This is a genomic window from Streptomyces muensis, from assembly GCF_021474425.1.
GTDB lineage: Bacteria > Actinomycetota > Actinomycetes > Streptomycetales > Streptomycetaceae > Streptomyces > Streptomyces muensis.
Window position 1 is genome coordinate 26,329 of the sequence record NZ_JAKEIP010000054.1, and the last position, 14,375, is coordinate 40,703.

The 14,375-nt window shown below is 69.9% G+C and carries 15 protein-coding genes; 13 read left to right on the plus strand and 2 right to left on the minus strand.

Going from position 1 to position 14,375, the window contains the following annotated elements; translation table 11 throughout:
* The first annotated feature begins 185 nt into the window (after positions 1-185).
* The gene (gene whiG, locus L0P92_RS16015) at positions 186-1,028 is read left to right on the plus strand and encodes an RNA polymerase sigma factor WhiG (RefSeq protein ID WP_003997555.1); all 843 of its coding nucleotides are present in this window, start codon (positions 186-188) and stop codon (positions 1,026-1,028) included.
* Between the two features lie 95 nt (positions 1,029-1,123).
* Positions 1,124-1,681, plus strand: coding sequence for a TetR/AcrR family transcriptional regulator (locus L0P92_RS16020; RefSeq protein WP_234763389.1), 558 nt, complete (start codon positions 1,124-1,126; stop codon positions 1,679-1,681).
* 209 nt (positions 1,682-1,890) lie between these two features.
* Here the strand turns inward: L0P92_RS16020 and L0P92_RS16025 are convergent, their stop codons facing one another.
* The gene (locus tag L0P92_RS16025; RefSeq protein WP_234763380.1) at positions 1,891-2,448 is read right to left on the minus strand and encodes a murein hydrolase activator EnvC family protein; all 558 of its coding nucleotides are present in this window, start codon (positions 2,446-2,448) and stop codon (positions 1,891-1,893) included.
* Positions 2,449-2,768: 320 nt separating this feature from the next.
* Here L0P92_RS16025 and rpsB point away from each other — a divergent pair, with 320 nt between their 5' ends.
* The 11 genes from rpsB (at position 2,769) to L0P92_RS16080 (ending at position 14,072) form a co-directional block, all read left to right on the plus strand.
* Entirely contained in the window at positions 2,769-3,662 is an 894-nt protein-coding gene (gene rpsB / locus L0P92_RS16030; protein ID WP_234763381.1) for a 30S ribosomal protein S2, read from the plus strand.
* Between the two features lie 152 nt (positions 3,663-3,814).
* A complete protein-coding gene (tsf, locus tag L0P92_RS16035; RefSeq protein WP_234763382.1) occupies positions 3,815-4,651 on the plus strand; it encodes a translation elongation factor Ts in 837 nt (278 codons plus the stop codon).
* Positions 4,652-4,846: 195 nt separating this feature from the next.
* On the plus strand, positions 4,847-5,605 hold the full coding sequence (gene pyrH / locus L0P92_RS16040; RefSeq protein ID WP_062723113.1) for a UMP kinase: 759 nt from the start codon (positions 4,847-4,849) through the stop codon (positions 5,603-5,605).
* Between the two features lie 179 nt (positions 5,606-5,784).
* Complete coding sequence (frr, locus tag L0P92_RS16045; protein ID WP_147994035.1) at positions 5,785-6,342, plus strand: ribosome recycling factor; 558 nt, start codon at positions 5,785-5,787, stop codon at positions 6,340-6,342.
* Positions 6,342-7,499 (plus strand): phosphatidate cytidylyltransferase, encoded by a 1,158-nt coding sequence (locus L0P92_RS16050; RefSeq protein ID WP_234763383.1) that lies wholly within the window; start codon positions 6,342-6,344, stop codon positions 7,497-7,499. Before frr ends, L0P92_RS16050 begins: the two co-directional genes overlap by 1 nt.
* Before the next feature lie 106 nt (positions 7,500-7,605).
* The gene (locus tag L0P92_RS16055) at positions 7,606-8,055 is read left to right on the plus strand and encodes an SRPBCC family protein (protein ID WP_234763384.1); all 450 of its coding nucleotides are present in this window, start codon (positions 7,606-7,608) and stop codon (positions 8,053-8,055) included.
* Between the two features lie 55 nt (positions 8,056-8,110).
* Positions 8,111-9,217, plus strand: a complete 1,107-nt coding sequence (rlmN, locus tag L0P92_RS16060) for a dual-specificity RNA methyltransferase RlmN (protein WP_019754694.1) — start codon at positions 8,111-8,113, stop codon at positions 9,215-9,217.
* A gap of 283 nt (positions 9,218-9,500) precedes the next feature.
* Complete coding sequence (locus tag L0P92_RS16065; RefSeq protein WP_234763390.1) at positions 9,501-10,550, plus strand: thiamine ABC transporter substrate-binding protein; 1,050 nt, start codon at positions 9,501-9,503, stop codon at positions 10,548-10,550.
* A complete protein-coding gene (locus tag L0P92_RS16070; RefSeq protein WP_234763385.1) occupies positions 10,526-12,193 on the plus strand; it encodes an ABC transporter permease in 1,668 nt (555 codons plus the stop codon). The genes L0P92_RS16065 and L0P92_RS16070 overlap by 25 nt, the downstream gene beginning before the upstream one ends.
* On the plus strand, positions 12,194-13,249 hold the full coding sequence (locus L0P92_RS16075; RefSeq protein WP_234763386.1) for an ABC transporter ATP-binding protein: 1,056 nt from the start codon (positions 12,194-12,196) through the stop codon (positions 13,247-13,249). It begins immediately after the preceding gene.
* A 25-nt stretch (positions 13,250-13,274) separates the two neighbouring features.
* Complete coding sequence (locus tag L0P92_RS16080) at positions 13,275-14,072, plus strand: maleylpyruvate isomerase family mycothiol-dependent enzyme (RefSeq protein ID WP_234763387.1); 798 nt, start codon at positions 13,275-13,277, stop codon at positions 14,070-14,072.
* Positions 14,073-14,171: 99 nt separating this feature from the next.
* On the opposite strand, the gene L0P92_RS16085 is transcribed toward L0P92_RS16080, so the two are convergent.
* The coding region (locus L0P92_RS16085; RefSeq protein WP_234763388.1) for an LAETG motif-containing sortase-dependent surface protein at positions 14,172-14,375 on the minus strand (204 nt) is incomplete at its 5' end.

The following is a 14,375-nucleotide window of genomic DNA, read 5'->3' on the forward strand; positions in this document are numbered from 1 at the left end:
TCTGCGCACGGCTGACGCTCCGCCCTTCGCGCGCCGCGACACCGCAGTCACGCTACGCTCACGTGAATTCCGACTCAGACCGGCACCTCGACACCGGAAGGTTCCCAGAACGGCACCAGCGCGACATCAGACCGACAGCTCCCCCAGGAACCCCCACTTCACGGCAGAACGGCACAAGGCAACGAATGCCCCAGCACACCTCCGGGTCCGACCGGGCGGCCATCCCCCCAGCCGCCCGTGACGGTGGCAGCGTGCGGCCGCCCGCTCCCTCGACGCTCGACGAGCTGTGGCGGTCGTACAAGGCGACGGGGGACGAGCGGCTGCGCGAGCAGCTGATCCTGCACTACTCGCCGCTCGTCAAGTACGTGGCGGGCCGGGTGAGCGTCGGCCTGCCGCCCAACGTGGAGCAGGCCGACTTCGTGTCCTCCGGGGTCTTCGGGCTCATCGACGCGATCGAGAAGTTCGACATCGACCGGGAGATCAAGTTCGAGACGTACGCGATCACGCGGATCCGGGGCGCGATGATCGACGAGCTCAGGGCGCTGGACTGGATTCCGCGGTCGGTGCGGCAGAAGGCGCGGAACGTGGAGCGGGCGTACGCGACGCTGGAGGCGCGGCTGCGGCGCACGCCGACGGAGGCGGAGGTGGCCGTCGAGATGGGCATCGCGGTGGACGAACTCCACGCGGTGTTCAGCCAGTTGTCGCTGGCCAACGTGGTGGCACTGGAGGAGTTGCTGCACGTCGGGGGCGAGGGCGGCGATGGGCTCAGCGTCATGGACACGCTGGAGGACACCGCCGCGGACAACCCGGTCGAGGTGGCCGAGGACCGGGAGCTGCGGCGGTTTCTGGCGCGGGCGATCAACACGCTGCCCGAGCGGGAGAAGACCGTGGTGACGCTGTACTACTACGAGGGACTCACGCTCGCCGAGATCGGGAACGTGCTGGGTGTGACCGAGAGCCGGGTCAGTCAGATCCACACCAAGTCCGTGCTCCAGCTGCGGGCGAAGCTGGCCGGCTTCGGTCGTTGACCTGGCGGGACGTGTGTGGGGTTGCGCGGAGTGACTCCCGTCGGCGGGGGTGCGTCCGTACAGTGGTTGACGTGCCAAGGATTCGAGCGGCCTCCGTGGCCGAGCACCGGTCGATGCAGCGAGCCGCCCTGCTGGACGCGGCTCGTTCCCTGTTGTCCGAGGGTGGGACGGAGGCGCTGACCTTCCCGGCCCTCGCCGAGCGGACGGGCCTCGCGCGGTCGTCCGTGTACGAGTACTTCCGCTCCCGGGCCGCCGTGGTCGAGGAACTCTGCGAGGTCGACTTCCCGGTGTGGGCCGCGGAGGTGTCGGCGGCGATGGAGCGGGAGGCCACGGCCGAGGGGAAGGTCGAGGCGTATGTGCGCCGGCAGCTCGCGCTGGTCGGGGACCGGCGGCATCGGGCTGTCGTGGCGATCTCGGCGAGTGAGCTGGACGCGGGGGCCCGGGAGAAGATCCGGGCGGCGCACGGCGGACTGGTCGCGATGATCGTCGAGGCGCTGCGGGAGATGGGGCACGCGGAGCCTCGGCTGGCGGCGATGTTGTTGCAGGGCGTGGTGGACGCGGCTGTGCGGCGGATTGAGCTGGGGGCGGCGGAGGAGCCTTCGGCGATTACGGATGCGGCTGTCTCCATGGCGTTGCGGGGGGTTCGGGGCTGAGCCCTGCCGGGCTGGGCGGGGGTCTTGCTGCCCGGAGCTGCTGGGTGCCCCGGCGTTTGGGTCCCGACAGGGATGTCACGCTGCCCGGCGCTGGTGAGCACCCGGCGTTGGGCTGAACCCGGGGCGTCGCGCGGCCCGGCGCTCACGGGGTGCCGCCGCGCCCACCCGTGCCGCCCCAGCGGCACGACTGCCCGCGGTTGTGGTGGCTGCTACGGCAGAGGGACCCCCAGTACCGGCAGCAGTCTCGATGGGCCCCTGTGGAGTAGCCACGGGGGGAGGAGGGACAGCGGGTCCAGGTAGGTGTCGGCTCTTCTCAGGCCCCAGTGGAGGCATGTCGTCGTGCAGTGTGAGCCCGTGGGCTCGACCGTCCCCACGGTCTGCCCGGCTGCCACCTCGTCGCCTTCCTTCACCGTCGCCCGTACCGGCTCGTACGTCACCCGCAGTGGTGGATCTCCCGTCCCGGTCAGCTCCACCGACACGACCCCCTTTCCCGCGACCACGCCCGCGAACGACACCCGTCCGGCCGTCACGGCCCGTACCGGCGCCCCGGCAGGTGCCGTCAGGTCCACGCCGCGGTGGCCGGGGCCGTACGGTGTCGTCGGGGGTTCCCAGCCGCGGAGGACCGGTGGGCGGGAGCCCACGGGCCAGGCCCGGCCGATCGCCGGCACCGGCGGGTCCGGTGCGGCAGCGGGCGTGGTCAGGGCGGTCGTGGTCAGCCGGGGGACCGGTGCCAGCAGGGCGGTGGCCGTCAGGAGCAGCAGCAACATCAGCCGCCCGCATGTCCTCACCGGCCCCGGCCGTCGTTTCTCTCGCATGGCGCAACCGTCCCGCACCCCCGCCGATCATGGCCGGGATCTGTGGACAACTCACCGGTTGTGGACAGCGGCGTCACCCGGGGCCTCGCGGGTCCCGTACACTTCTTCTGGCGATCCGGGTCACCGGGTCGACTTCGCACGCCCCGACACCAGGTGATCAAAAGCCGGTGTCAGCGCCCCTCGGTCCTTCGTGGCACGGCGCATGCGGGCGTCAGGCGCGGAAGCCGTCCGGCATCTGCGGCACAACCGAGAACATTCAAGGAGATACGGCCATGGCCGTCGTCACGATGCGGGAGCTGCTGGAAAGCGGCGTCCACTTCGGTCACCAGACCCGTCGTTGGAACCCGAAGATGAAGCGCTTCATCTTCACGGAGCGCAACGGCATCTACATCATCGACCTGCTCCAGTCGCTGTCGTACATCGACCGCGCCTACGAGTTCGTCAAGGAGACCGTCGCCCACGGCGGCACGGTCATGTTCGTCGGTACGAAGAAGCAGGCGCAGGAGGCCATCGCCGAGCAGGCCACCCGCGTCGGCATGCCCTACGTCAACCAGCGCTGGCTGGGCGGCATGCTCACCAACTTCTCGACCGTCTACAAGCGTCTGCAGCGCCTCAAGGAGCTCGAGCAGATCGACTTCGAGGACGTCGCGGCCTCCGGTCTGACCAAGAAGGAGCTGCTGGTCCTCTCCCGCGAGAAGGCCAAGCTGGAGAAGACCCTCGGCGGTATCCGCGAGATGCAGAAGGTGCCCAGCGCCGTCTGGATCGTGGACACCAAGAAGGAGCACATCGCGGTCGGTGAGGCCCGGAAGCTCAACATCCCGGTCGTCGCCATCCTCGACACCAACTGCGACCCCGACGAGGTCGACTACAAGATCCCGGGCAACGACGACGCGATCCGCTCCGTCACCCTGCTCACCCGCGTGATCGCCGACGCCGTCGCCGAGGGCCTCATCGCCCGCTCCGGCGTCGCCACCGGCGACAAGGGTGAGAAGGCCGCGGGCGAGCCGCTCGCCGAGTGGGAGCGCGACCTGCTCGAGGGTGAGAAGAAGGCCGAGGAGGCCCCGGCCGCCGCCGAGGCCCCCGCAGCCGAGGCCCCCGCTGCCGAGGCTCCGGCCGCAGAGACCCCCGCCGCCGAGGCCCCGGCCGCCGAGGGCGAGCAGGGCTGACAACGCCGGCGCTGACGGCGGGAGCGGTGACATGAAGTCCGCTCCCGCCGTTCACCCGTAGGTCAGCGGCGAGTCGGAGATCTACATCTACATGTAGATCGCAGACCCGCAGATCTCCGATCCTCCAGACTTCGAGAAAGATTCACAGACTCATGGCGAACTACACCGCCGCCGACGTCAAGAAGCTCCGCGAGCTCACCGGCGCCGGCATGATGGACTGCAAGAAGGCGCTGGACGAGGCCGAGGGCAACGTCGAGAAGGCCGTCGAGGCGCTCCGCATCAAGGGCCAGAAGGGCGTCGCCAAGCGCGAGGGCCGCTCCGCCGAGAACGGCGCCGTGGTCTCGATCATCGCCGACGACAACTCCTCCGGTGTCATCGTCGAGCTGAAGTGCGAGACGGACTTCGTCGCCAAGGGCGAGAAGTTCCAGGCCGTGGCCAACACCATCGCCGAGCACGTCGCGAAGACCTCCCCGGCCGACATCGACGCCCTGCTCGCCTCCGAGATCGAGGCCGGCAAGACCGTCCAGGCGTTCGTGGACGAGGCCAACGCCAACCTCGGTGAGAAGATCGTCCTGGACCGCTTCGCGCAGTTCGCCGACGGCTTCGTGCTCGCCTACATGCACCGCACGATGCCCGACCTGCCCCCGCAGATCGGTGTCCTGGTCGAGCTCGACAAGCCCAACGCCGAGGTCGCCAAGGGCGTCGCCCAGCACATCGCCGCCTTCGCGCCGAAGTACCTCTCCAAGGAGGACGTGCCGGCCGAGGTCGTCGAGTCCGAGCGCCGCGTCGCCGAGGAGACCACCCGCGCCGAGGGCAAGCCCGAGGCCGCCCTGCCGAAGATCGTCGAGGGTCGCCTCAACGGCTTCTTCAAGGACGCCACGCTGCTCGGCCAGCCGTACGCGCTCGACAACAAGAAGTCCGTCCAGAAGATCCTGGACGAGGCCGGTGTCACCCTGAAGCGCTTCTCGCGCATCAAGGTCGGCATCTGAGTCCGTGCCGCGATCGGTGCCCGGTCCCTATAGGGTCGAGGGCAGTCGTTGGCGGACTCCGTCACCGCGCACGCGTGCGTGACGGACGACAACAGATCTGACGAGGAGGCCATTGCCGCGCATGGGATGCGAAACACGCCCCAACCGGCAGTGGCCTTCTTCGTATGTGCACCACGTAACAAAGGCGGGATCTCGATGACCACCAAGGCCCAGAAGAGCGACGACGGCAAAGTACGCGGCCGGTTTCTGCTGAAGCTGTCCGGAGAGGCCTTCTCCGGCGGTGGCGGCCTCGGCGTCGACCCGGACGTGGTGCACAAGATCGCCCGCGAGATCGCGGCCGTCGTACGCGACGGCGCGCAGGTCGCGGTCGTCATCGGCGGCGGCAACTTCTTCCGCGGCGCCGAACTCCAGCAGCGCGGCATGGACCGGGCCCGCTCCGACTACATGGGCATGCTCGGCACCGTGATGAACTGCCTCGCCCTCCAGGACTTCCTGGAGAAGGAGGGCATCGACTCCCGGGTGCAGACCGCCATCACCATGGGGCAGGTCGCCGAGCCGTACATCCCGCTGCGCGCCGTACGGCACCTGGAGAAGGGCCGCGTGGTCATCTTCGGCGCCGGTATGGGCATGCCGTACTTCTCCACCGACACCACCGCCGCCCAGCGTGCCCTGGAGATCGACGCCGAGGCGCTGCTCATGGGCAAGAACGGGGTGGACGGGGTCTACGACTCCGACCCCAAGCGCAACCCGGACGCCGTCAAGTTCGACTCCCTCGGCTACGGCGAGGTCATCACCCGCGACCTCAAGGTCGCCGACGCCACGGCCATCACCCTGTGCCGCGACAACAAGCTCCCGATCCTCGTCTTCGAGCTCCTGGCGGAGGGCAATATCGCGCGCGCCGTCAAGGGTGAGAAGATCGGCACGCTTGTGGGTGAGCAGGGCGGTCGGGGCTGACGCTCCGACAACTCAGACGACAAACCCGTCCGGGGGACGGACGGGACGGACCCTGACCGGGGGATGGACAATGTCCTGCCGGTCGGGAACCGTGCAGGAAGAAGACGCGACGCAGCCGGCCGCCGCCCCCACCCAGGAACCGCAGCCGGGCCTTTACTCAAGACACGCAGGAGCAAGTGGTGATCGAAGAGACCCTCCTCGAGGCCGAGGAGAAGATGGAGAAGGCCGTCGTGGTCGCCAAGGAGGACTTCGCCGCGATCCGCACCGGCCGTGCGCACCCGGCGATGTTCAACAAGATCGTGGCCGACTACTACGGTGCGCCGACGCCGATCAACCAGCTGGCTTCGTTCTCCGTGCCGGAGCCGCGCATGGCCGTCGTGACCCCGTTCGACAAGAGCGCGCTGCGCAACATCGAGCAGGCGATCCGCGACTCCGACCTCGGCGTCAACCCGAGCAACGACGGCAACATCATCCGAGTGGTGTTCCCCGAGCTCACCGAGGAGCGCCGCCGCGACTACATCAAGGTCGCCAAGGGCAAGGCCGAGGACGCGCGCGTGTCCATCCGCTCCGTGCGCCGCAAGGCCAAGGACGCCATCGACAAGCTGATCAAGGACGGCGAGATCGGCGAGGACGAGGGCCGTCGTGCGGAGAAGGAGCTCGACGACACCACGCACAAGTACGTCGCGCAGGTGGACGAGCTCCTGAAGCACAAGGAAGCGGAGCTGCTCGAGGTCTGATGAACGACTCTTCCTGGGGGGCACCGCCACAAGCCGGACAAGCCGGTTACTGGGGGGCCGCCGCACGTGGACCTGTCCAGGGGGCTGCCCCGGCGGGTCCCGCGTACGATGCGCCTGAGGCGCAGCAGACTCGCCCCATGCCCATCGTGCCCGACGGACCCGCGTATGGCGGAGACCAGGATGACGATCGGGGGGCCGCTCGGCTGAGCGGCCCCTTGTTCCGCGAACAGCCGCCGCACGCGCGGCCGTACGACACGCCGCAGGCGCGGCCCTCCCAGGCGGCGCCGCAGAATCCGGAGCCCATGCCCGACGCCCCACAGCCGGCGCCCCAGCCGCAGAAGAAGAGCGCGGGGCGCGACCTGGGTGCGGCCATAGGAGTCGGCGTCGCGCTCGGTGTGGTGATCGTCGCTTCGCTGTTCGTGGTCAAGGCCGTGTTCGTCGGAGTGGTCGCGGTCGCCGTCGTCGTGGGCCTGTGGGAGCTGACCCGGCGGCTGGAGGAGCGCAAGGGCATCAAGGCGCCCCTCGTCCCGCTGGCGCTCGGCGGTGCGGCCATGGTGATCGCCGGGTACGTCCGGGGTGCCGAGGGCGCCTGGGTGTCGATGGCGCTGACCGCGCTGGCCGTACTGGTCTGGCGGATGACCGAGCCACCGGAGGGCTACCTCAAGGACGTCACCGCCGGTGTGTTCGCGGCGTTCTACGTGCCGTTCCTGGCGACGTTCGTCGCGATGATGCTGACCGCCGACGACGGCGCCTGGCGGGTCCTGACCTTCCTGCTGCTGACGGTCGTCAGCGACACCGGCGCGTACGCCGTCGGCTGGCGCTTCGGCAAGCACAAGCTCGCCCCGCGCATCAGCCCCGGCAAGACCCGTGAGGGCCTGCTCGGCGCGGTGAGCTTCGCGATGGTGGCGGGCGCGCTGTGCATGCAGTTCCTGATCGACGACGGCACGTGGTGGCAGGGGCTGCTGCTGGGCCTCGCGGTCGCCGCCAGCGCCACGCTCGGCGACCTCGGCGAGTCGATGATCAAGCGGGACCTGGGCATCAAGGACATGGGCACGCTGCTGCCGGGGCACGGCGGCATCATGGACCGGCTGGACTCGCTGCTGCCCACGGCGCCGGTGGTGTGGCTGCTGATGGTGCTGTTCGTGGGGTCGGGCTGACAGGTCGGTCGAACGTCCGGAGGCCCCCGTTCTCGCAGAGCGGGGGCTTCTTGATGTGTGGGACGATTCCGGTGTACGCCCTCACAGCGTCGCGAAGGGGGCCGTCATGGCCATCATCCGCGAATCCATCGACGTCGACCGGCCACCCGGCGAGGTCTACGCGTATATCACCGACCCGTCCCATCTGCCCGAGTGGCAGCTGAGCGCCGTCGCCGCAGAACCCCTCGACGAAGGGCCGATCCACACCGGCTCCCGGGTCCGGGTCACCCGGCGCGTCGGCAGCCGCGAGGTCGCGATGACCGTGCAGTTCGACGAGCTCGACCCTCCGCACAGCTGGGATCTGCACGGGGTCGACGGCCCCGTCAGGCCCCGTACCCACGGGGAGATCGAGCCGCTCGACGACGGTCGCCGCTCCCGCGTGACGATCGACCTCGACTTCGAAGGGCACGGCCTCGGCAAGGTCCTGGTACCCCTCGTCGTCCGCCCGCAGGTCCGCAAGGAACTCCCGCGCGACGAGCAACTCCTCAAGGACAGGCTGGAACGCTCGACCGACTAGTGATCATCCCGGGCGTGGATTCCGTCGCAAGTTGATCTGCGACACTGGTACAGCCATGCCTAAGCCCGGAGAACTCACTTTCGTCGCCCCGCGCGGAGCCAAGAAGCCGCCGCGGCATCTTGCCGATCTCACGCCCGGTGAGCGTAAGGACGCTGTCGCCGCGATCGGGGAGAAGCCGTTTCGTGCCAAGCAGCTCTCGCAGCACTACTTCGCGCGGTACGCGCACGACCCGGAGCAGTGGACCGACATCCCGGCCGGTTCGCGGGACAAGCTGCGCGAGGAGCTGTTTCCCGAGCTGATGACCGTCGTACGGCATCTGTCGACGGACCAGGGCGACACGCGCAAGACGCTGTGGCGGCTGTTCGACGGGACGCTCGTCGAGTCCGTGCTGATGCGGTATCCGGACCGGGTGACCATGTGCATCAGTTCGCAGGCCGGGTGCGGGATGAACTGTCCGTTCTGCGCCACCGGGCAGGCGGGGCTGGACCGGAATCTGTCGACCGCCGAGATCGTGCATCAGATCGTGGACGGGATGCGGGCGCTGCGGGACGGGGAGGTCCCCGGGGGGCCTGCTCGGCTGTCCAACATCGTCTTCATGGGGATGGGCGAGCCGCTCGCCAACTACAACCGGGTCGTGGGGGCCATCCGGCGGCTGACCGATCCCGAGCCTGACGGGCTCGGGCTGTCGCAGCGCGGGATCACCGTCTCGACCGTCGGTCTCGTCCCGGCCATCCACCGGTTCGCCGACGAGGGCTTCAAGTGCCGGCTCGCGATCTCGCTGCACGCCCCCGACGACGAGCTGCGCGACACCCTCGTCCCCGTCAACACGCGGTGGAAGGTGCGGGAGGTCCTCGACGCCGGGTTCGAGTACGTCGGCAAGAGCGGACGGCGGCTGTCGATCGAGTACGCCCTCATCCGGGACATCAACGACCAGGCCTGGCGTGGTGACCGGCTCGGGCGGCTGCTCAAGGGCAAGCCGGTGCATGTGAACCTGATTCCGCTGAACCCGACGCCGGGGTCGAAGTGGACCGCGTCCCGGCCCGAGGACGAGAAGGCGTTCGTCGAGGCCATCGCCGCCCATGGTGTGCCGGTGACGATCCGGGACACCCGTGGTCAGGAGATCGACGGAGCGTGCGGACAGCTCGCCGCGACCGAGCGGTAGTCTGGCCACCGTAAGACCGCCGTAAGTACATCTTCATATTCCGACAGGGGAGCGCCACAGCGCTGAGAGTGCGGCGATCGGGCCGCAGACCCTCTGAACCTCGCCCAGGTCATTCTGGGTAGGAAGTTCGGTCACTACTCAAGCTGTTGCGCCCTGCCCGGGACCCCTCAGGGGTCGTGGGCAGGGCCGCGTCTCTTCCTGGTCACCCAGGAGGAATTCAGTGAGCAACACCCATAAGAGGATCACCCGTCAGCGGTGCGCGGCCGTTGTCGTGGGCCTCGGCATGGTCGGACTGTCCGCGTGCGGGTCGTCCGACTCCCAGGGCTCCGACACCGGCGGCTCCGGCTCCGGCTCCAAGACCGTCACGCTCGTCGCCCATGACTCGTGGGCCGTCTCGAAGGACGTCATCGCCGCCTTCGAGAAGCAGTCCGGGTACAAGGTCAAGGTCCTGGAGGACGGTGACGCCGGGCAGGCCGTCAACAAGGCCATCCTCACCAAGGACAACCCGCAGGGCGACGTCTTCTTCGGCGTCGACAACACCCTGCTCTCGCGGGCTCTCGACAACGACCTGTTCCAGTCGTACGAGCCGAAGGGCTCCGATCTCGTACTGCCCGAGTACCGGGCCGACCAGGACCAGCACCGGGTCACTCCGATCGACACCGGCGACATCTGCGTCAACTACGACAGGGCGTACTTCAGCGAGCACAAGCTGGCCCCGCCGACGTCGTACGACGACCTGGTCAAGCCCGCCTACAAGGATCTCCTCGTCACCGAGAACGCCTCCACCTCCTCGCCCGGGCTCGGCTTCCTGCTCGGGACCGCCGCCAAGTACGGCGACGACGGTTGGGAGGACTACTGGAAGAAGCTCAAGGCGAACGGCGTGAAGGTCGTCGACGGCTGGGAGCAGGCCTACAATGAGGAGTTCTCCGGGTCCGCCGGCGGCAAGAAGGCGGGGGCCGACCGGCCGCTCGTCGTGTCGTACGCCTCCTCGCCGCCCGCCGAGGTGATCTACGGCGACCCGAAGCCGACGACCGCGCCGACGGGGGTCGCGACGGGCACCTGCTTCCGGCAGGTCGAGTACGCCGGTCTGCTGAGCAACGCCGAGAACGCGGCGGGCGGCAAGGCGCTCCTCGACTTCATGCTCACCAAGACCTTCCAGGACGACATGCCGCTGAACATGTTCGTCTACCCGGTGCGGGAGGGCGCCCAGGTGCCCGAGGAGTTCACGAAGTTCGGGCCGCAGGCCAAGGATCCCGAGACGATGGACCCGGCGAAGATCGCCGACAACCGTGACGACTGGGTCAAGTCGTGGACCTCGCTCGTACTGAAGTAGCGGCCTCGCGCAAGAGGGGCGCGGCGGTGCGGCTCGGCCTCATCGCCGTGCCCGTCGCGTTCTTCGCGCTCTTCTTCGCCTACCCCGTCACCGCGATCGTCGCGCGCGGTCTCCAGGTCGACGGGGTCTGGCAGTTCGGGCGGCTGTGGGACGTGCTCGGGGAGTCCGACATCCGGCACGTCCTGTGGTTCACCACGTGGCAGGCGCTCGCCTCCACCGCGCTGACCCTGCTGATCGCACTGCCCGGCGCCTACGTCTTCGCCCGCTTCGACTTCCCCGGCAAACAGATCCTGCGTGCCGTCGTCACCATCCCCTTCGTGCTGCCGACGGTCGTCGTCGGCACGGCGTTCCTGGCGCTTCTCGGCCGCGGCGGACTCCTCGACGAGCTGTGGGGCGTACGGCTCGACACGACGGTGTGGGCCATCCTGCTGGCGCACGTCTTCTTCAACTACGCCGTCGTCGTACGGACCGTCGGCGGCCTGTGGGCACAGCTCGACCCGCGGCAGGAGGAGGCCGCGCGGATGCTCGGGGCGTCCCGCCTCACCGCGTGGCGTACCGTCACCCTGCCGGCCCTCGGGCCCGCCGTGGCCGCCGCCGCGCTCATGGTCTTCCTGTTCACCTTCACCTCCTTCGGCGTGGTGCAGATCCTCGGCGGCCCGACCTTCTCCACCCTCGAAGTGGAGATCTACCGGCAGACCTCCGAGATCTTCGACCTGTCCACCGCCGCCGTCCTGACGATCATCCAGTTCCTCGCGGTGGGCGCGATCCTCGCCGTGCACGCCTGGACGGTACGGCGGCGGGAGAGCGCCCTGCGCCTGGTGGACGCCTCGGTCACCGCGCGGCGGCCGCGCGGGGCGGGGCAGTGGGCGCTGCTGGCCGGCGTCCTGGCCGTCATCGTCGTACTCCTGCTGCTGCCGCTCGCCGTGCTGGTGCAACGGTCGCTGGACGCGCCCGACTTCGGCTACTACCGGGCGCTGACCGACGCCGACGGCGGGGTCTTCCTCGTCGCGCCGATCGAGGCGATCGGCAACTCGCTGCAGTACGCCGTCGTCGCCACGCTCATCGCCGTGCTGATCGGCGGTCTTGCGGCGGCCGCGCTGACCCGGCGGGACGCGGGGCGGTTCGTACGGGGCTTCGACGCGCTGTTGATGCTGCCGCTCGGGGTGTCCGCGGTGACGGTCGGGTTCGGGTTCCTGATCGCCCTGGACGAGCCGCCACTCGATCTGAGAAGTACGTGGATCCTGGTGCCGCTGGCCCAGGCGCTGGTCGGGGTGCCCTTCGTCGTACGGACCATGCTGCCCGTGCTGCGGGCCGTGGACCAGCGGCTGCGCGAGGCGGCGTCGGTGCTGGGGGCCTCGCCGTGGCGGGTCTGGCGGGAGGTGGATCTGCCCATGGTGCGGCGGGCGCTGCTGATCGCGGCCGGGTTCGCCTTCGCGGTGTCGCTCGGGGAGTTCGGCGCGACCGTGTTCATCGCGCGGCCCGACAACCCGACACTGCCGGTCGCCGTGGCCCGCCTGCTGGGGCGGGCCGGTGAACTCAACTACGGGCAGGCGATGGCCCTTTCGACGGTACTGATGGTGGTGTGCGCGGTGGCGCTGCTGGTGCTGGAGCGGCTGCGTACGGATCGGACGGGGGAGTTCTAGATGGCACAGGGGCCGCGGGATCCGCAGGGTCCGCACAGTCTGTTGAGTCTGGCGGGTGCGACCGTACGGTTCGACGGACGACCCGTGCTGGACCGCGTCGACCTCGAAGTCGCCGAGCACGAGATCGTGTGCGTGCTCGGGCCGAGCGGCAGCGGCAAGTCGACGCTGCTCAGGGCGGTGGCGGGACTGCAGTCCCTGGACGCCGGGCGGGTGTCGCTCGACGGGCGGGACCAGGCGGCGGTGCCCGCGCACAAGCGGGGCGTCGGGCTGATGTTCCAGGACCATCAGCTCTTCCCGCAGCGCGACGTCGGCGGCAATGTCGCCTTCGGGGCGCGGATGCACGGTGCCTCGAAGGGCGAACAGGCCGAGCGGGTACGGGAGTTGCTCGACCTGGTCGGGCTGCCGGGCGCCGCCCGTCGTGCCGTCGCCTCCCTCTCGGGCGGGGAACAGCAGCGGGTGGCGCTGGCCCGTGCGCTCGCGCCCCGGCCGCGGCTGCTGATGCTGGACGAGCCGCTGGGCCAGCTCGACCGCTCGCTGCGGGAGCGGCTCGTCGTCGAACTCCGGGAGCTGTTCGGACGGTTGGGCACCACCGTGCTGGCCGTGACGCACGACCAAGGCGAGGCCTTCGCGCTGGCCGACCGGGTCGTGGTGATGCGGGACGGGCGGATCGCCCAGAGCGGCACGCCGCTGGAGGTGTGGCAGCGGCCCGTGGACGAGTTCGTGGCGCGTTTCCTCGGGTTCGACAACGTGGTCGAGGCGACCGTCGCCGGGGAGGCCGCGGACACGCCCTGGGGCAAGCTGCCGGTCGGCGAGGGCGCCGCACAGGGGCCGCGGACGCTGCTCGTACGGCCGGCCGGTGTACGGCTCGTGGCCCCCGACGCGGGACTGCGCTGCACGGTCACGGCCCGCACCTTCAAGGGCACGCATGTCGCCGTGCACCTTCAGCCGGAGGACGCGCCGCGCCTCGAAGCGGCGTGTGCGCTGCGGGACGCGCCGGGGGTCGGGGACGAGGTCGGGGTGGAGTTCGACGCGGCGGAAATTGTCGTGCTGGGCTGATCGTCCGGCGCATAGGGTGCGGGGCATGACGTCGCTCCCGCATGATCGCTACTGTGCCGAAATCGCCCACCAGGTCGGACTGTTGAGGGCCGTGGTGACTTCCGGCGCCGATCTGTCCGCCACCGTGCCGACCTGCCCGGACTGGTCACTGGAGCAGCTCGTACGGCATACGGGCGGCGCCCTGCGCTGGGTGGAGCTGATGGTGCGGACGCGGGCGCAGGAGGAGATCGAGGAGGAGCAGGTGCCGGGGGCCGCCGGCCCCGACGGCGAGGGCGACGCCGCCGCGCTCGACGCGTGGCTCGCGGAGACCGGAGAAATGATCGTCGCCGCGCTGCGGGAGGCCGGTCCGGACGCCAAGGTGTGGAGCTGGACCGGGGAGTGCGACGCCGGGTTCTGGGCCCGCCGTATGACCCACGAGATCACGATCCATCGCGCGGACGCGACGCTCGCCGCCGGACTGCCCTACGAGGTCGCGCCGGACATCGCCGCCGACGCGATCGACGAGTGGCTGGAGATCGTCGAGTGGGCCCAGCGGACCCTGCCGGACGATCCGGCGCGGGAGCTTCGGCGGCCGGGCAGCAGCATCCATCTGCATGCCACCGACAACACCCCCGAGGTGAACGCGGAGTGGTTCGTCGACCTCTCCGAGGAGGTCATCGCCTGGCGGCGCGGCCACGAGAAGGCGACCGTCGCGCTTCGGGGCGACCTCACCGCCGTACTCCTCGCCTTCTACCGTCGACTGCCGCTGGACAGCGCCGAGTTGGAGGTCCTTGGCGAGCGGGAGCTGCTGGAGTTCTGGCTGGAGCGGGCGACCTTCGGCTGACAGGCAGAGGCACGCACCTCCGGCAGCCGTACGGCATGCGAATGGCCCGCCCCCGGGGGAAGGGGACGGGCCACAAGGGTGTCGCTGTGTGCGGGCGGGTCAGCGGTCGCTGCTCGCCCCGCGACGGCGCAGGCCGAAGAAGACGGCGCCGCCACCGACCGCGACCAGGGCGACCGCGATGCCGGCGATCAGGCCGGTGTTGGAGTTCGCACCGGTCTCGGCGAGGTTGGAGTCGTCGTTCGCCGGGGACGGGGCGCTGCTGGCCGTGTCCGCGGGGGCGGTGCTCTCGCTCTGGGAGGGGGT

What these genes read in the sequence shown, in the direction of transcription:
- rlmN (WP_019754694.1), top strand. Translation starts at nt 8,111, where the DNA reads ATGCCTAAGCCCGGAGAACTCACTTTCGTCGCCCCGCGCGGAGCCAAG.
- L0P92_RS16080 (WP_234763387.1), top strand. Translation starts at nt 13,275, where the DNA reads ATGACGTCGCTCCCGCATGATCGCTACTGTGCCGAAATCGCCCACCAG.
- pyrH (WP_062723113.1), top strand. Translation starts at nt 4,847, where the DNA reads ATGACCACCAAGGCCCAGAAGAGCGACGACGGCAAAGTACGCGGCCGG.
- L0P92_RS16025 (WP_234763380.1), bottom strand. Translation starts at nt 2,448, where the DNA reads ATGTTGCTGCTGCTCCTGACGGCCACCGCCCTGCTGGCACCGGTCCCC.
- L0P92_RS16065 (WP_234763390.1), top strand. Translation starts at nt 9,501, where the DNA reads ATGGTCGGACTGTCCGCGTGCGGGTCGTCCGACTCCCAGGGCTCCGAC.
- L0P92_RS16055 (WP_234763384.1), top strand. Translation starts at nt 7,606, where the DNA reads ATGGCCATCATCCGCGAATCCATCGACGTCGACCGGCCACCCGGCGAG.
- tsf (WP_234763382.1), top strand. Translation starts at nt 3,815, where the DNA reads ATGGCGAACTACACCGCCGCCGACGTCAAGAAGCTCCGCGAGCTCACC.
- L0P92_RS16050 (WP_234763383.1), top strand. Translation starts at nt 6,342, where the DNA reads ATGAACGACTCTTCCTGGGGGGCACCGCCACAAGCCGGACAAGCCGGT.
- rpsB (WP_234763381.1), top strand. Translation starts at nt 2,769, where the DNA reads ATGGCCGTCGTCACGATGCGGGAGCTGCTGGAAAGCGGCGTCCACTTC.
- whiG (WP_003997555.1), top strand. Translation starts at nt 186, where the DNA reads ATGCCCCAGCACACCTCCGGGTCCGACCGGGCGGCCATCCCCCCAGCC.
- L0P92_RS16075 (WP_234763386.1), top strand. Translation starts at nt 12,194, where the DNA reads ATGGCACAGGGGCCGCGGGATCCGCAGGGTCCGCACAGTCTGTTGAGT.